The following is a 19,527-nucleotide window of genomic DNA, read 5'->3' on the forward strand; positions in this document are numbered from 1 at the left end:
AGCAACTGTCTTGCGCAGGCCTCTGTAGGAGCGGCCTTGTGTCGCGAAAGGGGTGCGCAGCGCCCCCAGGATCTCGAAGACACCTCAAGATCGCTGAGGCCGCTTTGCGGCCTGTTCGCGACACAAGGCCGCTCCTACAGAAAGAGTGCAACCCATACAATGTGGGAGCCGGCTTGCCGGCGAAAGGGCCGCAAGGCGGCCCCAATGGCACCGATCCCCAGGAGCAGGCCCCGTGAAGTCCCTCGACCACCTCAGCTTCGACAACCGCTTCGCCCAACTCGGCGACGCCTTCTCCACCCAGGTCCTGCCCGAGCCGATCGCCGAGCCGCGCCTGGTGGTGGCCAGCGAATCGGCCATGGCCCTGCTTGACCTCGACCCGGCCCAGGCCGAGCTGCCGGTGTTCGCCGAACTGTTCGGCGGCCACAAGCTATGGGAAGAGGCCGACCCACGCGCCATGGTCTATTCCGGCCACCAGTTCGGCTCCTACAACCCGCGCCTGGGCGACGGCCGCGGCCTGCTGCTGGGCGAAGTCCTCAACGACGCTGGCGAGCACTGGGACCTGCACCTCAAGGGCGCCGGCCAGACCCCCTACTCACGCATGGGCGACGGCCGCGCGGTGCTGCGCTCGTCGATCCGCGAGTTCCTCGCCTCCGAAGCCCTGCACGCCTTGGGCATCCCCAGCAGCCGCGCGCTGTGCGTGATCGGCTCGAGCACCCCGGTGTGGCGCGAAACCCGCGAGAGCGCCGCCATGCTCCTGCGCCTGGCACAAAGCCACATCCGCTTCGGCCACTTCGAGTACTTCTACTACACCCAACAGCCCGAGCAGCAGCGCGTGCTGATCGACCATGTGCTGGAGCAGCACTACCCCGAATGCCGTGACCAGGCGCAGCCCTACCTGGCCATGTTCCGCACTATCGTCGAGCGCAACGCCGAGCTGATCGCCCGCTGGCAGGCCTATGGCTTCTGCCACGGGGTGATGAACACCGACAACATGTCGATCCTGGGCATCACCTTCGACTTTGGCCCCTACGCCTTCCTCGACGACTTCGACGCCAACTTCATCTGCAACCACTCCGACGACCGCGGGCGCTACAGCTACGCCAACCAGGTGCCGATCGCCCACTGGAACCTCAGCGCCCTGGCCCAGGCGTTGACCACGGTGATCGAAGTCGAGCAGTTGAAAGAGGCGCTGGGCTTGTTCCTGCCGCTGTACCAGGCCCACTACCTGGACCTGATGCGCCGCCGCCTGGGCCTGACCACCGGCGAGGATGACGACATGGCGCTGGTCGAACGCCTGCTGCAGCGTATGCAGAGCGGCGGCGTGGACTACAACCTGTTCTTCCGCCGGCTCGGCGAGCAGCCGGTGGCCGAAGCCCTGAAAACGGTACGTGACGACTTCATCGACCTGGCGGGTTTCGACGCCTGGGGCGCCGATTACCTGGCGCGCTGCCAGCGCGAACCGGGCAATGCCGAGGGGCGGCGTGAGCGGATGCATGCGGTCAACCCGCTGTACGTGCTGCGCAACTACCTGGCGCAGAAGGCCATCGAAGCGGCCGAGGCGGGGGACTACAGTGAAGTGCGGCGGCTGCATCAGGTGCTGAGCAAACCGTTCGAGGAACAGGCCGGAATGCAGGCTTATGCCGAGCGGCCGCCAGAGTGGGGCAAACATCTGGAAATCAGCTGCTCGTCCTGATTGCATCGCTGCACGTGAAACCCTGCGAGGGCTTCGCCCTCGATCGCGACACAAGGCCGCTCCTACAGGCATCGCACATATCCTGTAGGAGCGGCCTTGCGTCGCGAAAGGGCCGCAACGCGGCCCCAAAAATCTTCAAGGAGCTGAAATGTCCAACCCGCTGGTAATCCCCTGCCCCCACTGCAACGGCCTCAACCGCATCCCCGCCGACCGCCTGGGTGACACCCCGAAATGCGGCCGCTGCAAACAAGACGTGCTGCTGAGCACCCCGTTCGACCTGACCGAAGGCAACTACGCCGCCCAGATCAAGGGCGACCTGCCGCTGCTGCTGGATGTCTGGGCCGACTGGTGCGGCCCGTGCAAGAGCTTCGCGCCGACCTTCGAACAAGCCGCCCGCCAGCTCGCCGGCCGCTGCCGCCTGGCCAAGCTCGACAGCGAAGCCAACCGCAACCTCGCCGGGCAACTGGGTATCCGCTCGATCCCCAGCCTTATCCTGTTCAAAAATGGCCGTGAAGTGACCCGCCAGGCCGGCGCGTTTCCACTCCAATCGCTGCTGGAGTGGCTGCGCGGGCAAGGGGTTTGAGGGGATTGCGTCAGGGCTGACAGGTGGTTGGCGAGAGATTTTCAGCGCCTATGAGATCGAGCGCCGCCCGCGCGGCGCATCGCTGGCAAGCCAGCTCCCACAGTTTGTTTCGGGCCAGTTATTCCTGTGAAAGTACCGCTGTCCGCCTTGGAGCATGCCTTGAGTCATGTGGAGCGACGGCAACGCCCACGCCGAAACCGCGTCGTACCAACAAGGCGGACAGTGATGACCTTGCAGGAGTAACTGGCCCAAAACAGATGTGGGAGCTGGCTTGCCAGCGATGCGCCGCGCGNGCGGCGCTCGATCTCACAGGCACTAAAAAACCTTTAGCGAACACCTGCGGGTCATCACGCACTTCTCTCCAGCAAATCATGCAACTCGACGAACTGCTGGGTCAGCTTGTGCCGTGGCTCCAGGTGGATCAACGGCAGGCTGGCGTGGTGGGATTCGCGCATCTTCACCGAGCTGCCCAGGTACACCGGCAGCACCGGCAGGCCCTCGGCCAGCAGCTCGTCGAGCATCTGCTGCGGCAGGCTGGCCCGTGACTGGAACTGGTTGACCACGATGCCCTCGACCACCAGGTCGTCGTTGTGGTCTTCCTTGAGCTCATCGATCTCGGCCAGCAGGCCATACAGGGCCTGGCGCGAGAAACTGTCGCAGTCGAAGGGGATCAATACGCGATCAGCGGCGATCAGTGCGGAAACCGCATAGAAGTTCAACGCTGGCGGGGTGTCGATGTAGATCCGGTCGTAATCCTCGTCCAGTTCTTCCAGCAACTTACGCAGCTTGTTGATCTTGTGCTTGGCCTCGAGCTTGGGTTGCAGGTCGGCCAGCTCCGCCGTGGCGGTGACCACGTGCAGGTTGTCGAAGGGAGTCTCGTAGATATCGACCTTGTTCTTCTTGGCGAACGGGCCGCTGGACAGCGACTGCTTGAAGAAGTCGGCGATGCCCATGGGGATGTCGTCGCCGGTCAGGCCGGTGAGGTATTGAGTGGAATTGGCCTGGGCATCCAGGTCGATCAACAGGGTCCGATAGCCTTCGCTGGCACTGACCGCCGCCAGATTGCAGGCAATGCTCGACTTGCCCACACCACCTTTCTGATTGAACACCACGCGCCGCATGACAGACCTCCGTGTATCAACGAATGCCCGAGTATGTGGCGACACTGCGCCATTGGCCAGCGTTGTTCGCGCAAGCCGTCCGACAACCGATTATCGGAAATCACCCCGGCAAGGATGCAGAGATATCTCAGATGCGTGTGAAGAATGTCTAAGAGCCACCAGGTGGATTGATACAGGTCCCGTGCACCGCGATAATGCGCGCCACCTCCCCGTGCGCCATGCCCGCTGGGCACGTGCTTCGAGTCATTCCCACGGATAGGAACCCCCCTCAGGGCGGAACGTCATACTCATCATGATCACTTTCGACATCAGCCAATGGCGCGCCTGGGCCCCGGGCCTCTCGACCCCAGCCGCCTGGCAGGCCTGGGCGCACGGTGCCGAGCACGTGGCCGACGCCGACCAGGCGCCGGACGTGGCGTTCCTGCCGGCCCTGCAACGCCGGCGCCTCAGCCCTATGTCGCGGATGGCCTTCGCCGTCGGCTGGCCCTTGGCCGAAGGCCACGACAACCTGCCGCTGGTGTTCGTCTCGCGCCATGGGGAAACCCCGCGCACGTTCTCGCTGCTTGGTGAACTGGCCAACCAGCAACCGTTGTCGCCCACCCAGTTCAGCCTGTCGGTGCACAACGCGATGATCGGCCTGTGGTCGATCATGCGCGGGCAAACCTGCGAGATGACCGCCCTGGCCGCCGCTGGCGACGGTTTCGAGCACGGTATCGTCGAAGCGGCCGCGCTGCTGGCCGAAGGCGCCCCCGCGGTGCTGCTGATCGTCACCGAAGAGCAACCGCCGGCCGCCTACGCGCCGTGGATCGACGATGTGCCGTTCGCCTATGCCATGGCCCTGCTGCTCACACCTGGGCAGCAGTGGTGCCTGTCACCGGGACCGACACCCTCCACGTCCGCCACCACACTGCCTCATGCCCTGGCCTGGCTGCGCGCCTCGCTCAGCGGCCAGGCCTCCTTTTCACACACCTGGGAACGTCGCACATGGAACTGGCAACGACAGCCATGAACCGCCCCCGCGACGCCTACCTGTGGCGCCTGCTGGCCACCGCCCTGAGCTTCCTGCTGTTCGGCCTGGGCGGGCTCTGCCTGCGCCTGCTGGTGTTCCCGCTGCTGGCTTGCCTGCCCGGTGGCGCCGAACGACACCGCCAGCGCGCCCGGCGCACCATCGGCTGGCTGTTCTGGCGCTTCATCGGCCTCATGCGCGGCCTCGGTGTGCTCACCTTCGAAGTGCAGGGCGCCGAACGCCTGGGCCGCCAGGGGCAGCTGATCATCGCCAACCACCCCTCGTTGATCGACGTGGTGTTTCTGCTGGGGCTGGTGCGTGACGCCAACTGCGTGGTCAAGCACAGCCTGTTCGGCAACCCCTTCACCCGCGGGCCGGTGCGCGAGGCGCAGTACATCGGCAACGACGGCAGCCTGGACATGCTCGACAACGCCGCCGCCTCGCTGCAACAGGGCCAGCCGCTGGTGATTTTCCCGGAAGGTACCCGCACCCCGCCAGGCTTGGCCCCGGCCTTCCATCGTGGCGCCGCCGCGATCGCCCTGCGCGGTGCGAAAATCATCACATCGGTGATCATCCAGGTCAGCCCCACCACCCTGACCAAGCACGACCCCTGGTACCGCATCCCCAGGCGGCGCGTGCACTTCAGCCTGCGCGTGGGCGACGACCTCGACCCGCAGGCCTTCGCCAGCCTCGGGCCGCCCCCCCTGGCTTCGCGCAAACTCAACGATCATCTGCACCAGTACTACATCAAGGAGCTCGCCACCGATGAGCGATGCACAGCACGACCTGAACCGTGACCTCAAGCAACTGATCATCGACGCCCTGGGCCTGGAAGACATCAGCGAACAGGACATCGATGACCAGCAGCCCCTGTTCGGCGAAGGCCTGGGCCTGGATTCGGTGGACGCCCTCGAACTGGGCCTGGCCATCCAGAAGCGCTACGGCATCAAGATCGACGCCGACGCCAAGGACACCCGCAGCCATTTCACCAACGTCGCCAGCCTCGCGGCGTTCATCACTGCCCGTAAGGCCGCCTGAGACCGCACCATGCAAACCCGCGAAGACATCTTCAACACCCTCCGTGACGCCCTGGTCGAGCTGTTCGAGCTCGACGCCGACAGCATCAGCCTGAGCTCCAACCTGTACCAGGACCTGGAGATCGACAGCATCGATGCCGTCGACCTGCTCGACCATATCAAGCGCCAGACCGGCAAGAAGATCGCCGCCGAGGACTTCAAGCAGGTGCGCACCGTCAACGATGTGGTCGAAGCGGTGTTCCGCCTGGTCAATACCGCGGCATGAAGCGCCTGGTCGGCCTCGGCCTGCTGCTGGCCGGCGTGCTGTATCCGTTCGCCGTGTACTACGGCCTGGATCATTTCGCCCCCTGGCAGTTCGCCCTGCTGCTCGGCGCCCTGTGGCTGGCCCGGGCGCTGAGCACCCCGCAACGCCCGGGCGGGGCATGGCTGGCACTGGCGGCGCTGGGCTTCTGCGCGCTGTTGGCGCTGTCGGGCAGCGCGCAGCTGCTGCGCTGGTACCCGGTGCTGGTCAACGCGCTGCTACTTGGCCTGTTCGGCGCCAGCCTGCGCCACGGCATGCCGCTGGTCGAACGCATCGCCCGGCTGCGCGAGCCCGACCTGCCGCCTGAGGCCGTGGCCTACACACGCCGGGTGACGGCGGTGTGGTGCCTGTTCTTCCTGGCCAACGGCCTGGTCGCCGCCAGCCTCACGCTGTGGGCGCCGCTGGCCTGGTGGACCCTGTACAACGGCCTGATCGCCTACCTCGCGATGGGCCTGCTGTTTGCCGGTGAATGGCTGGTACGTCAACGTGTGCGAGGACGCTCATGACCTGGATCAACCTCGAACACCTGCTGCGCCCGCTGGCTGCACCGCGCCCGGTAACCCAGGCGCCCGCGCTGGACCACGCCGCGCTGTGCGCGCAGGCCCTGCGCCTGGCCGGCGGCCTGCGCCAGCGCGGCGTGCGCCGCCTGGCGGTGCACCTGGAGGACGGCGCGGCGCTGGCCATCGCCCTGCTTGGTGCCTGGCGCGCCGGGGTCGAGGTGCTGCTGCCCGCCGACCTGCAAGCGCACACCCGCGCCCGCTGGCAGGCGCAGGTCGACCTGTGGCTCAGCGACCAGCCCGGTGACGAGCGACTCGACACGCTGCAAGGCGAGGCCCTGGCCAGCGCCGACCTCGACCCGGACCAGTGCCGCATCAGCCTGTGCACCTCCGGCTCCAGCGGCGAACCCAAGCGCATCGACAAGTGCCTGCGCCAGCTGGGCAACGAAGTCGCTGCCCTGGAGCAGCTGTGGGGCGCCTCGCTGGGCGACGCGTTCATCCTCGGCAGCGTCGCCAGCCAGCACATCTACGGCCTGCTGCTGCGCGTGCTGTGGCCGCTGTGCGCCGGGCGCGGCTTCGCCCGCAGGCCCCTGCCGTTCCCCGAGGACCTGCAACGCGCCAGCCGCGAACACCCGGCCTGCGCCTGGGTGGCCAGCCCGGCGCTGCTCAAGCGCATGGGCGACAACCTCGACTGGCCAGCACTGCGCGCGGTGCGCCGGGTGTTCTCTTCCGGCGGCGAACTGCCGGCCGAGGCCGCCGCCCGTCTGCACCAGCGCCTGGGCCAGTGGCCGACGGAAATCCTCGGCAGCTCCGAGACCGGCGGCATCGCCTGGCGCCAGGGGGACGCGCTCTGGCAGCCGTTCGCCGGGGTCGAACTCAGCCAAGGCGCGGACGGCGCCCTGTGCATCGCCTCGCCGTACCTGCCGGCTGGCCATGTGGAGCACAGCGCCGACGCCGCCGAATTCTCCGCCGACGGGCGTTTTCGCCTGCTCGGGCGCCTCGACCGCATCGTCAAGCTGGAAGAAAAACGTATTTCCCTGCCCCTGCTCGAACAGGCCCTGGGCAGCCACCCCTGGGTCGCCGAAGCGCGCCTGGGTGTGATCGAGCAAGGCCGCGCCTACCTCGGCGCGCTGCTGGTGCCCAGTGCCGCCGGCCTGCACGCCCTGCGCAACCAAGGGCGCCGCGCCCTGGTCGAGGGCCTGCGCGCCCACCTGGCCGGCCACTGCGAGGCCACCGCCTTGCCCCGCCGCTGGCGCCTGCTGCGTCAGTTGCCCTGCAACAGCCAGGGCAAGCTGCCCCAGGCCGAGCTGAACGCGCAGCTCAACGCCCCACGCAGCCAGGCGCCCGAGGTGCTGGAACAGGCCCGTGACGGCGAACAGCTGCAACTGCGCCTGGCCGTGCCGCTGGACCTGCCCTGCTTCACCGGGCATTTCCCGCAGACCCCGGTGCTGCCCGGCGTGGTCCAGGTCGACTGGGCCATCGCCCTCGCCGCGCCCTTGCTGGCGCACGGCCTGCGCTTCGCCGGCATGGAGGTGCTCAAGTTCCAGCAGCTGGTGCGCCCGGGCGACCAGGTGCAACTGACGCTGCGCTTCGACGCGGCCCGCGCCAAGCTGTACTTCACCTACACCCTCGCCGGCCAGCCCTGTTCCAGCGGCCGTATCCTGCTGGAGGCCGGTGGTGCATAAGCCTTGTGCGGTGATCCCGGTGTACAACCACGAACGAGCGGTGCCCAAGGTGGTCGACGACCTGCTGCGCGCCGGCCTGCCCTGCGTGCTGGTGGATGATGCAAGCGGCGCCGCCTGCGCCGAGGTACTGCGCCAGCTGGCCGAGCGCGAGCAGGTGCACCTGGTGCGCCTGGACGCCAACCAGGGCAAGGGTGGCGCGGTCATGGCCGGCCTGCGCGAGGCGGCGCGGCTGGGCTTCAGCCACGCCCTGCAAGTGGACGCCGACGGCCAGCACGACCTGGGCGATGTCGGCCGCTTCATCGAGCAGTCCCAGGCCTATCCCCAGGCGCTGGTGTGTGGTTACCCCCAGTACGATGCCAGCGTGCCCAAGGGCCGCCTGTACGCCCGCTACCTCACCCACGTGTGGGTGTGGATCAACAGCCTGTCGCTGGCCATCCCCGACTCCATGTGCGGCTTTCGCGTCTACCCGCTGCCCGCCACCCTGGCGTTGATCGACCGCGTGCGGCTGGGCAGGCGCATGGACTTCGACCCCGAGATCCTGGTGCGCCTGGCCTGGCGCAACCAGCCGATGCAGTGGCTGCCGACCCGCGTGCACTACCCGCAGGACGGCCTCTCGCACTTTCGCCTGTTCCACGACAACGCGCTGATCTCGAAGATGCACGCCAAGCTGTTCTTCGGCATGCTGCTGCGCGCGCCGCTGATCCTGTTGCGCAGGTGGCGCGGATGAGCGGGCAACAGCACTGGGCCGAGCAACGCGAGCGCGGCAGCCTGCGGCTGATGCAGCTCACCGCGTGGCTGGCGCGCAGGCTCGGGCGCCGCTGGCTGAGCCCGCTGATCCATGTGATCGTCGCCTACTTCTTCGTGTTCGGCCGCCGCGCCCGACGCAGCGCCTGGCAGTATCAACAGCACCTGCACCGGTTCAGCGGCCAGACGCCGGCGCCAAGCCAGTGGCGGGTATTCCGCCAGTTCATGGCCTTCGCCGACGCCCTGCTGGACAAGCTCGACGCCTGGAACGGCCGGCTGCGCCTGGCGGACATCGACATCGTCGACCCGGCCGGGCTGCGCGGGCAGTTGCGCGGCGCACGTGGCCAACTGCTGGTCGGCGCGCACCTGGGCAACCTGGAAGTGTGCCGGGCCCTGGCCGAGCTGGGCGAGCAGGTGACCATGAACGTGCTGGTGCACACCCGTCACGCCGAGCAGTTCAACCGCCTGCTGGGCGAAGCCGGCGCCAGCCACCTGCGGCTGATCCAGGTCAGCGAGCTGGACCCGGCGATCATGCTGCAACTGTCGCAGCGCCTGGAGCGCGGCGAATGGCTGGCGATCGCCGGCGACCGCGTGCCGCTGCATGGCGCGCGCACCTGCACCGTGGACTTCCTCGGCCAGCCAGCCGCCTTCCCGCAAGGCCCATGGCTGCTGGCCGGGCTGCTGGGTTGCCCGGTCAACCTGCTGTTCTGCCTCAAGCGCGAAGGCCGCTACCAGATCACCCTGGAGCCCTTCGCCGAACAGCTGCAATGGCGGCGCGCCGAACGCGAGCAGGTGATCCGCCAATGGGCGGCCCGCTACGCCGAGCGCCTGGGCCATTACTGCGGCCACGCCCCTTTGCAGTGGTTCAATTTCTACCCCTTCTGGAAGAGCGATGACGATGCAACCCCATGAGCCTGTCACCTTCGGCGAAGCGCCGCTGGCCATCGAGGACGTACTGGCCGTGGCCGAGCGCCGCGCCCCGAGCCGTTTGCAGGCCGACGCCGAATACCGCGCGCGCATTGCCCGTGGTGCGCGGTTCCTCGACACCCTGCTGGACCAGCAAGGGGTGATCTATGGGGTGACCACCGGCTACGGTGACTCCTGCGTGGTGGCCGTGCCGCTGGAGCATGTCGAAAGCCTGCCGCGCCACCTGTACACCTTCCACGGCTGTGGCCTGGGCCGCCTGCTCGACGCCCCGGCCACCCGCGCAGTGCTGGCGGCGCGCCTGCGCTCGCTCAGCCATGGCATGTCGGGGGTACGCCTGGAGCTGCTGGAACGCCTGCAACAGTTCATCGAGCACGACATTCTGCCGCTGATCCCCGAGGAGGGCTCGGTGGGTGCCAGCGGCGACCTGACCCCGCTGTCGTACGTGGCCGCCACGCTCTCCGGCGAGCGCGAGGTGCTGTACCGCAGCGAGCGCCGCAGCAGCGCCGAGGTGCACCGCGAGCTGGGCTGGCAACCGCTGGTGCTGCGGCCCAAGGAAGCCCTGGCGCTGATGAACGGCACCGCCGTGATGACCGGCCTGGCCTGCCTGGCCTACGCCCGCGCCGACTACCTGCTCAAGCTGGCCACGCGCATTACCGCGCTCAATGTCATTGCCCTGCAAGGCAACCCGGAACACTTCGACGAACGCCTGTTCGCCGCCAAGCCGCACCCCGGCCAGACCCAGGTCGCCGCCTGGCTGCGCCAGGACCTGGCCATCGACGCCCCGCTGCCACCGCTGCACCGCCTGCAAGACCGCTACTCACTGCGTTGCGCGCCCCATGTGCTGGGGGTGCTGGCCGACAGCCTGGGCTGGCTGCGCGGCTTCATCGAGACCGAACTGAACAGCGCCAATGACAACCCGATCATCGACGGCGACGCCGAGCGCGTGCTGCATGGCGGGCATTTCTACGGCGGGCATATCGCCTTCGCCATGGACAGCCTCAAGACCCTGGTGGCCAACGTCGCCGACCTGCTCGACCGCCAGCTCGCCTTGCTGGTGGACGTGCGCTACAACCACGGCCTGCCCAGCAACCTGTCCGGGGCACAGGCCGAGCGGGCGATGCTCAACCACGGTTTCAAGGCGGTGCAGATCGGCGCCAGCGCCTGGACCGCCGAGGCCCTCAAGCAGACCATGCCGGCCAGCGTGTTCTCGCGCTCCACCGAATGCCACAACCAGGACAAGGTGAGCATGGGCACCATCGCCGCGCGCGATGCCCTACGCGTGCTGGAGCTGACCGAACAGGTCGCCGCCGCCACCCTGCTGGCGGCCAACCAGGGCGTCTGGCTGCGCACGCACCAGGCCGACGCCCGGCCCCTGCCGCCAACGCTGGCGCAGATGCACCAGGCACTGCTGGCCGACTTCGCGCCGGTGGTCGAAGACCGCGCCCTGGAACATGAACTGCGCCTGTGCCTGACCCGCATCGGCCAGCGCCACTGGAGGCTGCATGCGTAACCCCGGAGTGTTCCACGTCGACAGCGAGATCAGCGTGCCGTTCTTCGATGTGGACAGCATGCACATCGTCTGGCACGGCCATTACGTCAAGTACCTGGAAGTCGCCCGCTGCGCCCTGCTCGAACGCCTGGAGCACGACTACCGGCGCATGCACGCCTCTGGCTACCACTGGCCGGTGATCGACCTGCAACTGCGCTACATCCGCGGCGCCATCTTCGGCCAGCGCCTGACCGTGCGCGCCAGCCTGGTGGAATGGGAGAACCGCCTGAAAATCCACTACCTGATCAGCGATGCCGCAACCGGTGAGCGCATGACCCGCGCCAGCACCGTGCAGGTGGCGGTGCACACCGCCAGCGGCGAGATGCAGCTGGCCTCGCCGCAGGTGATGCTCGATGCCGTCGCCAGGGTGCTGGGATGAGTCGCCTGGCCCTGGATCGCCGGCAAGCCCGTTCTCATAGAACCGGCCATAACGCCTCCATTTTGCTGGAGCAGCGTGGGAGCGGGCTTGCCCCGCGATCACCGGCAGAGCCGGTGCCAAGCACCACAGCGCTCCAATCGCGGGGCAAGCCCGCTCCCACGCCGGTCTCTGTGCAACAACGCAGTCCTTTGCGCGTTCTCCTGGCCTTCGCCCTGCTGCTCATCAGCCCCCTGACCCTGGCCTTCGGCCTCGACGACCTGCAACAGCAGCTCAGCCAACCCGCCGTGGTCAAGGGCCCGTTCATCCAGGAAAAACACCTGCGCGCCCTGCCCCAGCCGCTGCTGAGCAAGGGCCGCTTCGTGCTGGCCCGCGACCATGGCCTGCTGTGGCTGCTGCAAACCCCGCTGCGCCAGGACTACCGCATCGACGCCCAGGGCATCGCCCGCCGCGACCCCGGTGGCTGGCAGACCCTGCCCAGCCGCAGTGCCGGCGCCGAGCAGAACCGTTTGTTCTTCGCCGTGCTGCAAGGCGACAGCAGTGGCCTGCAACGCGACTTCGAGCTGGCGCTGACGGGCGATGCCGAACACTGGCAACTGCGCCTGACACCGCGCTCGCTGCTGCTCAAGCAAGTGTTCAACCGCATCGATATCGCCGGTGGGCGCTTTGTCGAGCGGATCGAGCTGAGCGAAACCCAGGGCGACAGCACCGTGCTGCGCATGCCCGCCAGCACCGGCGCCGCCGCCCTGAGCGACACGGAGCGCAGCGACTTTGCCGACTGAACGCCTGTTGCCGCGCCTGTTCCTTGGTCTGCTGCTGATCATCCTGGCCATCGCCGGCTGGCAGTGGCACCGCGGCGCGCCGTTGTCGGCGGACCTGATGACCCTGGTCCCCGGCGCCACCCAAGACCCGCTGGTGCAACGTGCCGAACAACGCATGCAGGCGCCGCTCAACCGCGAAATGCTGGTGCTGGTCGGCCACCCCGAGCGCCAGCAGGCCGTGGCCCTGGCCGAGCGGCTGGCCGGGCAGTGGCAGGCCAGCGGCCTGTTCGAAAAGGTGCAGTGGAGCCTGCAAACCGACCTTGCCGCCTTGCGCACCCAGCTGTTGCAGGGGCGCCTGGCGCTGCTGCCGGCAGCGGACCGTACGCAATTGGCCGAACAGCCCGAGGCCTTCATCGCACAACGCGTGCAAAGTCTGTTCGACCCCTTCGCCGGGTTCAGCCTGGTGTCCAGCCAGGACGACTGGCTGGGCCTGACCGGGCGCATCCAGAACGGCCAACCGCTGCCGGTCAACGTGAAACTGGACACCGCCAGCGGCGCACTGGTGGCCGAGGCCGACAGCCAGCACTGGGTGCTGCTGCGCGCCCGCACCCAAGGCACGGCCTTCGACCTGAAGCTGCCGCTGCAGGTGGCCGACCTGCTGGCCGCCAGCCGCGTCGATGCAGAACACGCGGGGGCCCGGCTGCTGGCGGCCAGTGGCCTGCTGTACGCCGCCGCTGGCCAGCAACAGGCCAGCCGCGAGATCACCTGGGTGGGCGGTGGCGCGACCCTGGGCATCCTGCTGTTGCTGTGGCTGGCCTTCCGCCGCTGGCGGGTGCTGCTGGCCTTCGTGCCGGTGCTGGTGGGCATGCTGTTCGGTGCGGTGGCGTGCGTGGCGCTGTTCGGCCAGATGCACGTGATGACCCTGGTGCTGGGTTCGAGCCTGATCGGCGTGGCGGTGGACTACCCCTTGCACTACCTGTCCAAGGGCTGGAGCCTCAAGCCCTGGCGCAGCTGGCCGGCCTTGCGCCTCACCTTGCCGGGCTTGAGTCTGAGCCTGGTCACCAGTTGCATCGGTTACCTGGCCCTGGCCTTCACCCCCTTCCCGGCGCTGACCCAGATCGCCGCGTTCTCCGCCGCCGGGCTGCTTGGCGCCTACCTGTGCGCGGTGTGCCTGCTGCCAGCGCTGCTGGCCGGGGTCGAACTGCGCCCGGCGCAGTGGCCGCTGCGCATCGCCCAAACCTTGACCACCCTGCGCGAACGCCTGCTGGCCCGGGTGCCGAGCGGCGCGCTGCTGGTGCTGGTGCTGCTGTTCTGCGCCGCCGGCCTGTGGCGCCTGGACAGCCGCAACGATATCCGCCAGTGGGTCGGCAGCCCGCCGCAGTTGCTGGAGGAAGCCCAGGCCGTGGCACGGATCACCGGCTACCAGCCCACCAGCCAGTTCTACCTGGTGCGCGGCGAGAATCAGCAACAACTGCTCGAACGGTTGCGTACGCTGTCCGGCAAGCTGGATGAACTGGTCGAGCTGGGCAAGCTCAAGGGCTACATGAGCCTCAGCCAACTGCTTGCCAGCCCCGACGAGCAGGCCCGCCTGCAACACGCCCTGGTCACCTTGCCCGCGCACTGGCAAACGCTTGTCGCCGTGGGCGTGCCTGAGGCCGCGCTGGCCGACGAACTCAGGCAACTGCGCCAGTTGCCGGCGCAGGGCATCGACGACGTACTGGCCGGCCCGCTGGGCGAAGCCTGGCGCCCGTTGTGGCTGGGCCGCGAGGGCGGCGGCGTGGCCGCCATCGTCAGCCTGCAAGGCCTGGGCGATACCGCGCTGCTGCGCTTGCAGACCGACGACTTGCCCGGTGTGCAACTGGTCGATCGGCTTGGCGAGCTGAACCAGCTGTTCGCCGCCACCCAGCTCAGCGCCGCCGAGCTCAAATTGCTGTCGTGTGCGCTGATCCTGGTGCTGCTGGTGTTGCCGTTCGGTCTGCGCGGCGCCCTGCGCATCGTCGCCCTGCCACTGCTGGCGGCATTGTGCAGCCTGGCCAGCCTCGGCTGGCTGGGCCAGCCGCTGACCCTGTTCAGCCTGTTCGGCCTGTTGTTGGTGACAGCGATCAGCGTCGACTACGCGATCCTCATGCACGAGCGTATCGGTGGGGCCGCGGTGAGCCTGCTCGGCACCTTGCTGGCGGCGCTGACCACCTGGCTGTCGTTCGGCCTGCTGGCGCTGTCGAGCACCCCGGCGGTGAGTAATTTTGGCCTGGCGGTAAGCCTGGGCCTGGCCTTCAGTTTCCTTTTGGCGCCCTGGGCCGCCAGCCGCGAAGAGGCGCACACGCAACCATGAAACCCCTGCTGACCTTGCTGCTCTGCCTGACGCTCGGCGCCTGCGCCGCGCGTCCGCCGCTGCCCGAGCAGTTGCCCGGCCTGGAACTGCCGCGCCAGTTCCACGTCCAACGCGAGCAGGCCGGGCAACGCCAGGACTGGCTGCTGGTGATCCAGCGCGAGGACGGGCGCCTGCGCTGGTCCTTGCTCGATTTGCTGGGTATCCCCCAGGCCCGCCAACTGCTCGATGGCCAACGCTGGCAAGCCGACGGGCTGCTGCCGCCGAACCCGGCGGCGCGTGAGCTGTTCGCCGCCGTGCTGTTCGCCCTGACCCCGGCACCGCAGCTGGCGCAGGCCTACCCGCAGGCGCAGCAGCAGGGGCAACGGCGCTGGCTGGGCGAACGCTGGCAGGTGCGCTACCAGAACACCGACACTTTCACCTTGAACCTTGGCCAGGGCCTGCGTTACCACCTGGCCCCCTTGCCTGACGAGAACACCCCATGAGCGCCTACCTCACTGCCCTGGGCCTGGTCTGCGCCCTCGGCCATGGCCAGGCCGAAGTCGCCCGCCGCCTGTTCGCCGGCGACTGCTCGGGTATTGCGCCACAAGCCGGCTGGGTACCCGGACGCAGCCTGCCGGTGGGCGCGGTGACCGGCGCCCTGCCAACGTTGCCGCTGCCCGCGCAGCACAGCCGCAACAACCAGTTGCTGTACAGCGCCGCGCTCCAGATCGAAGGCAGCATCCGCGAGGTAATTGCGCGTCACGGTGCACACCGGGTCGGCGTGGTGCTGGGCACCAGTACCTCGGGCATCGCCGAGGCCAGCACTGCCGTCGCCCAGTACCTGCAAACGCAGCACTTCCCCACCGGCTACAGCTATCACCAGCAGGAGCTCAGCGCCCCGGCCACCTTCCTCGCCGACTGGCTGCAACTGAGCGGCCCGGCCTACGTGATTTCCACCGCCTGCACCTCTGGCGCCAGGGCGCTGATGAGCGCCCGTCGCCTGCTCGACCTGGACCTGTGCGACGCCGTGCTGTGCGGCGGCGTCGACAGCCAGTGCAGCTTGACCCTCAACGGGTTCAGTGCACTGGAAGCGGTGAGCGCGCAGCGCTGCAACCCGTTGTCGCGCAACCGCGACGGGATCACTATCGGTGAAGGTGCCGCACTGTTCGTCATGACCCGCGAGGCAAACCCGAATACCCCGGGCATCGCCCTGCTCGGCGCCGGCGCCAGCTCTGACGCCCACCATATCTCGGCGCCGGAACCGACCGGCAAAGGCGCCTTGCAAGCCATGGGCAAAGCCCTGGACAATGCAGGCCTTGCGCCATCACAGATCGCTTACCTGAACCTGCACGGCACCGCCACCGTGCACAACGACGCCATGGAGAGCCTGGCCGTGCACCGCCTGTTCGGTACCGGCATGCCCTGCTCGTCGAGCAAGCCCATGACCGGCCACACCCTGGGTGCCGCCGGCGCGCTGGAAGCGGCGTTCTGCTGGCTGGCCCTGAGCGAACACAACCCGCTGGGGCTGCTGCCACCGCACGTGTGGGACGGCCAGCAGGACCCCGCGCTACCGGCCCTGGCGCTGGTCGAAGGTCACCAACGGCTGCCCGCCCAGCGCCCACGGCGCCTGATGAGCAACTCGTTCGCCTTTGGCGGCAACAATGTCAGCCTGATTCTCGGAGACGCCCCATGATCCCCTGGCCCCTGGCCGAACTGCTGCCCCATGCCGGTGACATGATCCTCATCGACCAGGTGGACAGTTGCGACGACGAACAGATCCACACCCGCGCCACCGTGCGCGCGGGCGGCCTGTTCAACCGTGCCGACGGCAGCCTGCCGGCCTGGCTGGGCCTGGAGCTGATGGCCCAGAGCGTGGCCGCCTATGCCGGCTGCCGCGCACGGCGCCTGGGCCAGCCGGTGGAGATGGGCTTCCTGCTGGGCACCCGCAAGTTCGAATGCGCCGTCGACCACTTCCCCGTCGGCGCCGAGCTGACCATCCACGCTCAACGCTCGCTGGAAGACGACAACGGCATGGGCGTATTCGAATGCCACCTGCGCGGCCCGGGCATCCATGCCACCGCACGCCTGAACGTGTATCGCCCGCCGCAAGCCGCCAGCTACCTGGCCGAGGCCGGCCCAGAGGAACCGCACCATGACTGACAGCATTCTCGTTACCGGCTCCAGCCGTGGCATCGGCCGGGCGGTTGCCCTGCGCCTGGCACAGGCTGGCTTCGACCTGGTTCTGCATTGCCGCAGTGGCCGTGCCGAAGCCGACGCGGTAGCGGACGAAGTGCGCGAGCTCGGCCAGCAGGCCCGGGTGCTGCAGTTCGACGTGGCCGATCGTGCGGCCTGCAAAGCGGTGCTCGAAGCCGACGTCGAGGCCCACGGTGCCTACTACGGCGTGGTGTGCAACGCCGGGCTGACCCGTGACGGTGCCTTCCCGGCGCTGAGCGAGGACGACTGGGACCAGGTGCTGCGCACCAACCTCGACGGTTTCTACAACGTGCTGCACCCGCTGACGATGCCGATGATCCGCCGCCGTGCGCCAGGGCGCATCGTCTGCATCACCTCGGTGTCGGGGCTGATCGGCAACCGTGGCCAGGTCAACTACAGCGCCTCCAAGGCCGGCCTGATCGGCGCCGCCAAGGCCCTGGCGATCGAGCTGGGCAAGCGCCGCATCACCGTCAACTGCGTGGCCCCTGGGCTGATCGACACGGCGATGCTCGATGACAACGTACCGGTGGACGAGCTGCTGAAGATGATCCCGGCCGGGCGCATGGGCACCCCGGAAGAGGTCGCCGGCGCGGTGAACTTCCTGATGTCCGCCGAGGCCGCCTACATCACCCGCCAGGTGCTGGCGGTCAACGGGGGGCTGTGCTGATGCGTCGTGTCGTGGTCACCGGCATGGCCGGCATTACCGCCCTGGGCAACGACTGGGCGAGCATCGCTACGCAGTTCGCGGCCGGGCGCAGCGGCATCCGGCGCATGGACGAGTGGGACCGCTACTGCGAGCTCAACACCCGCCTGGCCGGCCCCATCGATGACTTCCAGGTGCCCGCGCACTGGACCCGCAAGCAACTGCGCAGCATGGGCCGGGTATCGCGCCTGGCGGTGGCGGCCGCCGAACGCGCGCTGGCCGACGCCGGGCTGCTCGACGACCCGAGCATTCGCGACGGGCGCATGGGCGTGGCCTGTGGCTCGTCCACTGGCAGCACCGACGAGATCAAGACCTTCGGCAACATGCTGCTCAACTCGACTTCCGATGGCCTCAACGCCAACTCCTACGTGCGCATGATGCCGCACACCACGGCAGCCAATATCAGCATCTTCTTCGGCCTCACCGGGCGCCTGATCCCCACCTCCAGCGCCTGCACCAGCGGCAGCCAGGGCGTGGGCTACGCCTATGAGGCGATCAAGTTCGGCCGTGTGCCGCTGATGCTCGCGGGGGGCGCCGAAGAGCTGTGCCCCACCGAGGCCATGGTGTTCGACGCCCTCTACGCCACCAGCCTGAAAAACGACACCCCGCACCTGAGCCCGCGCCCCTACGACCTGGACCGTGACGGCCTGGTGATTGGCGAGGGCGGCGGCATGCTGGTGCTCGAGGAGCTGGAACACGCCCTGGCCCGGGGCGCGCGAATCCACGCCGAGATCGTCGGCTTCGGCAGCAACGCCGACGGCCAGCACATCACCCGCCCGGAGCAGGCGACCATGCGCCGGGCCATGGAACTGGCGCTGGAGGATGCCGCCCTGGCGCCCGAGGCCATCGGCTACGTCAATGGCCACGGCACCGCCACCGAACAGGGCGACATCGCCGAGACCCTGGCCACCCATGAGCTGTTCGGCCCGCGCATGCCCATCAGCTCGCAGAAGAGCTACCTCGGCCACACCCTGGGCGCCTGCGGGGCGCTGGAGTCGTGGTTCAGCATCGAAATGATGAACCGCGAGCAGTTCGCCCCCACCCTCAACCTCGACCGTGTCGACCCACGCTGCGGCGAGCTCGACTACCTGCAAGGCGCCTTCCGCGCCTTGAGCCTCGAGTATGTGATGAACAACAACTTCGCCTTCGGCGGCGTCAACACCTCGTTGATCTTCCGCCGCTGGCCATGACCTGCAAAACCACGGAGTAAAGGAATGTCCCGGATTCACCGCATCCTCGCCTTGCTGGCACTGGCCCTGGTCTTCACCGGGTGCACCAGCAAGCCGGTGTACAACGCCAAGGAAGACTTCGCCAAGGACCTCAATTTCACCGACGACCAGATGAAGCGCGCCATCGTCACCGCGCTCAACGACCGCCAGTGGATCGTGCAGTCGGTGCGTCCGGGCATGGTCAAGGCAGCCATCACCGTGCGTGGTCGCCACCATGCCGAGGTCGACATCCCCTTCAGCCCCACCGAGTTCCAGATCGTCTACCGCAGCAGCTGGGGCCTGGACTACAAGAACGGCAAGATCCACGGCAACTACAACCGCTGGATCAACCGCCTGCGCGACAACGTGCTCAAGGAGCTGTCGTTCAACCCGGACATCGAGGTGGTGAACAACCTGGGCATCATCAACCAGGGCGTCGACGGGCCGACCTACCTGAGCTTCCGCGAAGGCGTGAAGCGCGCCACCGAGGCGGGCCTGCTCGACGGCAGCGTGACCTTCTACCTGGCCGGCGAGGCCCTGCCGACCTCGGTGCGCACCCTGCGCACAGTGAGCAGCAGCCGCAAGACCAACGGCAGCAACAAGTCCGACAGCGAGGCCTGCTACTGGGCCCTGCAATCGGCCTTGGCGACCATGCAGCGCGCGGCCCAGGAGGCCGATGCCAACGCGGTGGTGAACATCGCCAGCGTCGACCAGCGCGCGCTGTACAAGGACTCAGAGAAGTTCCAGTGCCGCGCCGGCACCTTCGTCAGCGCCGTGGCGCTGCGCGGCGAACTGGCCCACGTCGACTGAC

At 68.1% G+C, this 19,527-nt stretch carries 21 protein-coding genes; 20 read left to right on the forward strand and 1 reads right to left on the reverse strand.

Features of this window, described 5'->3' with window-relative positions; translation table 11 throughout:
• Positions 1–232 precede the first annotated feature (232 nt).
• A complete protein-coding gene (selO, locus tag IX761_RS10605; RefSeq protein WP_194789543.1) occupies positions 233–1,693 on the forward strand; it encodes a protein adenylyltransferase SelO in 1,461 nt (486 codons plus the stop codon).
• A 148-nt stretch (positions 1,694–1,841) separates the two neighbouring features.
• Complete coding sequence (trxC, locus tag IX761_RS10610) at positions 1,842–2,276, forward strand: thioredoxin TrxC (protein ID WP_194789544.1); 435 nt, start codon at positions 1,842–1,844, stop codon at positions 2,274–2,276.
• A 347-nt stretch (positions 2,277–2,623) separates the two neighbouring features.
• On the opposite strand, the gene IX761_RS10615 is transcribed toward trxC, so the two are convergent.
• Entirely contained in the window at positions 2,624–3,397 is a 774-nt protein-coding gene (locus IX761_RS10615; protein ID WP_194789545.1) for a ParA family protein, read from the reverse strand.
• 292 nt (positions 3,398–3,689) lie between these two features.
• Here IX761_RS10615 and IX761_RS10620 point away from each other — a divergent pair, with 292 nt between their 5' ends.
• The 18 genes from IX761_RS10620 (at position 3,690) to IX761_RS10705 (ending at position 19,526) form a co-directional block, all read left to right on the forward strand.
• Positions 3,690–4,406 (forward strand): beta-ketoacyl synthase chain length factor, encoded by a 717-nt coding sequence (locus IX761_RS10620; RefSeq protein WP_194789546.1) that lies wholly within the window; start codon positions 3,690–3,692, stop codon positions 4,404–4,406.
• A complete protein-coding gene (locus IX761_RS10625) occupies positions 4,382–5,200 on the forward strand; it encodes a lysophospholipid acyltransferase family protein (protein WP_194789547.1) in 819 nt (272 codons plus the stop codon). The genes IX761_RS10620 and IX761_RS10625 overlap by 25 nt, the downstream gene beginning before the upstream one ends.
• The gene (locus tag IX761_RS10630) at positions 5,169–5,441 is read left to right on the forward strand and encodes a phosphopantetheine-binding protein (RefSeq protein ID WP_194789548.1); all 273 of its coding nucleotides are present in this window, start codon (positions 5,169–5,171) and stop codon (positions 5,439–5,441) included. The genes IX761_RS10625 and IX761_RS10630 overlap by 32 nt, the downstream gene beginning before the upstream one ends.
• 9 nt (positions 5,442–5,450) lie before the next feature.
• Complete coding sequence (locus tag IX761_RS10635; RefSeq protein ID WP_194789549.1) at positions 5,451–5,705, forward strand: acyl carrier protein; 255 nt, start codon at positions 5,451–5,453, stop codon at positions 5,703–5,705.
• Entirely contained in the window at positions 5,702–6,247 is a 546-nt protein-coding gene (locus IX761_RS10640; RefSeq protein WP_194789550.1) for a hypothetical protein, read from the forward strand. Before IX761_RS10635 ends, IX761_RS10640 begins: the two co-directional genes overlap by 4 nt.
• Positions 6,244–7,923 carry an AMP-binding protein gene (locus IX761_RS10645; RefSeq protein ID WP_194789551.1) on the forward strand — a complete coding sequence of 560 codons (1,680 nt, stop codon included), beginning with the start codon at positions 6,244–6,246 and terminating at the stop codon, positions 7,921–7,923. Before IX761_RS10640 ends, IX761_RS10645 begins: the two co-directional genes overlap by 4 nt.
• Positions 7,916–8,650 (forward strand): glycosyltransferase family 2 protein, encoded by a 735-nt coding sequence (locus tag IX761_RS10650; RefSeq protein WP_194789552.1) that lies wholly within the window; start codon positions 7,916–7,918, stop codon positions 8,648–8,650. The genes IX761_RS10645 and IX761_RS10650 overlap by 8 nt, the downstream gene beginning before the upstream one ends.
• A complete protein-coding gene (locus IX761_RS10655; RefSeq protein ID WP_194789553.1) occupies positions 8,647–9,579 on the forward strand; it encodes a glycosyl transferase in 933 nt (310 codons plus the stop codon). Before IX761_RS10650 ends, IX761_RS10655 begins: the two co-directional genes overlap by 4 nt.
• Positions 9,560–11,104 (forward strand): HAL/PAL/TAL family ammonia-lyase, encoded by a 1,545-nt coding sequence (locus tag IX761_RS10660; protein ID WP_194789554.1) that lies wholly within the window; start codon positions 9,560–9,562, stop codon positions 11,102–11,104. The genes IX761_RS10655 and IX761_RS10660 overlap by 20 nt, the downstream gene beginning before the upstream one ends.
• Positions 11,097–11,522, forward strand: a complete 426-nt coding sequence (locus IX761_RS10665) for an acyl-CoA thioesterase (protein WP_194789555.1) — start codon at positions 11,097–11,099, stop codon at positions 11,520–11,522. The genes IX761_RS10660 and IX761_RS10665 overlap by 8 nt, the downstream gene beginning before the upstream one ends.
• Positions 11,523–11,710: 188 nt before the next feature.
• Positions 11,711–12,301 (forward strand): outer membrane lipoprotein carrier protein LolA, encoded by a 591-nt coding sequence (locus tag IX761_RS10670; RefSeq protein ID WP_194789556.1) that lies wholly within the window; start codon positions 11,711–11,713, stop codon positions 12,299–12,301.
• Positions 12,291–14,612, forward strand: a complete 2,322-nt coding sequence (locus IX761_RS10675) for an MMPL family transporter (RefSeq protein ID WP_194789557.1) — start codon at positions 12,291–12,293, stop codon at positions 14,610–14,612. Before IX761_RS10670 ends, IX761_RS10675 begins: the two co-directional genes overlap by 11 nt.
• A complete protein-coding gene (locus IX761_RS10680) occupies positions 14,609–15,094 on the forward strand; it encodes a hypothetical protein (RefSeq protein ID WP_194789558.1) in 486 nt (161 codons plus the stop codon). Before IX761_RS10675 ends, IX761_RS10680 begins: the two co-directional genes overlap by 4 nt.
• Positions 15,091–16,284 carry a beta-ketoacyl-[acyl-carrier-protein] synthase family protein gene (locus IX761_RS10685; RefSeq protein ID WP_194789559.1) on the forward strand — a complete coding sequence of 398 codons (1,194 nt, stop codon included), beginning with the start codon at positions 15,091–15,093 and terminating at the stop codon, positions 16,282–16,284. The genes IX761_RS10680 and IX761_RS10685 overlap by 4 nt, the downstream gene beginning before the upstream one ends.
• Positions 16,281–16,751, forward strand: a complete 471-nt coding sequence (locus tag IX761_RS10690) for a hotdog family protein (RefSeq protein ID WP_194789560.1) — start codon at positions 16,281–16,283, stop codon at positions 16,749–16,751. Before IX761_RS10685 ends, IX761_RS10690 begins: the two co-directional genes overlap by 4 nt.
• A complete protein-coding gene (gene fabG / locus IX761_RS10695) occupies positions 16,744–17,472 on the forward strand; it encodes a 3-oxoacyl-ACP reductase FabG (protein WP_194789561.1) in 729 nt (242 codons plus the stop codon). The genes IX761_RS10690 and fabG overlap by 8 nt, the downstream gene beginning before the upstream one ends.
• Positions 17,472–18,698, forward strand: a complete 1,227-nt coding sequence (locus IX761_RS10700; RefSeq protein ID WP_194789562.1) for a beta-ketoacyl-ACP synthase — start codon at positions 17,472–17,474, stop codon at positions 18,696–18,698. The genes fabG and IX761_RS10700 overlap by 1 nt, the downstream gene beginning before the upstream one ends.
• Before the next feature lie 24 nt (positions 18,699–18,722).
• Positions 18,723–19,526 (forward strand): hypothetical protein, encoded by an 804-nt coding sequence (locus IX761_RS10705; protein WP_194789563.1) that lies wholly within the window; start codon positions 18,723–18,725, stop codon positions 19,524–19,526.
• Position 19,527 lies beyond the last annotated feature (1 nt).

The sequence above is a fragment of the Pseudomonas sp. UFMG81 genome, from assembly GCF_015354575.1.
GTDB lineage: Bacteria > Pseudomonadota > Gammaproteobacteria > Pseudomonadales > Pseudomonadaceae > Aquipseudomonas.

What these genes read in the sequence shown, in the direction of transcription:
- IX761_RS10620 (WP_194789546.1), top strand. Translation starts at nt 3,690, where the DNA reads ATGATCACTTTCGACATCAGCCAATGGCGCGCCTGGGCCCCGGGCCTC.
- IX761_RS10705 (WP_194789563.1), top strand. Translation starts at nt 18,723, where the DNA reads ATGTCCCGGATTCACCGCATCCTCGCCTTGCTGGCACTGGCCCTGGTC.
- IX761_RS10630 (WP_194789548.1), top strand. Translation starts at nt 5,169, where the DNA reads ATGAGCGATGCACAGCACGACCTGAACCGTGACCTCAAGCAACTGATC.
- IX761_RS10680 (WP_194789558.1), top strand. Translation starts at nt 14,609, where the DNA reads ATGAAACCCCTGCTGACCTTGCTGCTCTGCCTGACGCTCGGCGCCTGC.
- IX761_RS10635 (WP_194789549.1), top strand. Translation starts at nt 5,451, where the DNA reads ATGCAAACCCGCGAAGACATCTTCAACACCCTCCGTGACGCCCTGGTC.
- IX761_RS10655 (WP_194789553.1), top strand. Translation starts at nt 8,647, where the DNA reads ATGAGCGGGCAACAGCACTGGGCCGAGCAACGCGAGCGCGGCAGCCTG.
- IX761_RS10640 (WP_194789550.1), top strand. Translation starts at nt 5,702, where the DNA reads ATGAAGCGCCTGGTCGGCCTCGGCCTGCTGCTGGCCGGCGTGCTGTAT.
- IX761_RS10665 (WP_194789555.1), top strand. Translation starts at nt 11,097, where the DNA reads ATGCGTAACCCCGGAGTGTTCCACGTCGACAGCGAGATCAGCGTGCCG.
- IX761_RS10685 (WP_194789559.1), top strand. Translation starts at nt 15,091, where the DNA reads ATGAGCGCCTACCTCACTGCCCTGGGCCTGGTCTGCGCCCTCGGCCAT.
- fabG (WP_194789561.1), top strand. Translation starts at nt 16,744, where the DNA reads ATGACTGACAGCATTCTCGTTACCGGCTCCAGCCGTGGCATCGGCCGG.
- IX761_RS10690 (WP_194789560.1), top strand. Translation starts at nt 16,281, where the DNA reads ATGATCCCCTGGCCCCTGGCCGAACTGCTGCCCCATGCCGGTGACATG.
- IX761_RS10645 (WP_194789551.1), top strand. Translation starts at nt 6,244, where the DNA reads ATGACCTGGATCAACCTCGAACACCTGCTGCGCCCGCTGGCTGCACCG.
- IX761_RS10660 (WP_194789554.1), top strand. Translation starts at nt 9,560, where the DNA reads ATGACGATGCAACCCCATGAGCCTGTCACCTTCGGCGAAGCGCCGCTG.
- IX761_RS10625 (WP_194789547.1), top strand. Translation starts at nt 4,382, where the DNA reads ATGGAACTGGCAACGACAGCCATGAACCGCCCCCGCGACGCCTACCTG.
- IX761_RS10700 (WP_194789562.1), top strand. Translation starts at nt 17,472, where the DNA reads ATGCGTCGTGTCGTGGTCACCGGCATGGCCGGCATTACCGCCCTGGGC.
- IX761_RS10615 (WP_194789545.1), bottom strand. Translation starts at nt 3,397, where the DNA reads ATGCGGCGCGTGGTGTTCAATCAGAAAGGTGGTGTGGGCAAGTCGAGC.
- trxC (WP_194789544.1), top strand. Translation starts at nt 1,842, where the DNA reads ATGTCCAACCCGCTGGTAATCCCCTGCCCCCACTGCAACGGCCTCAAC.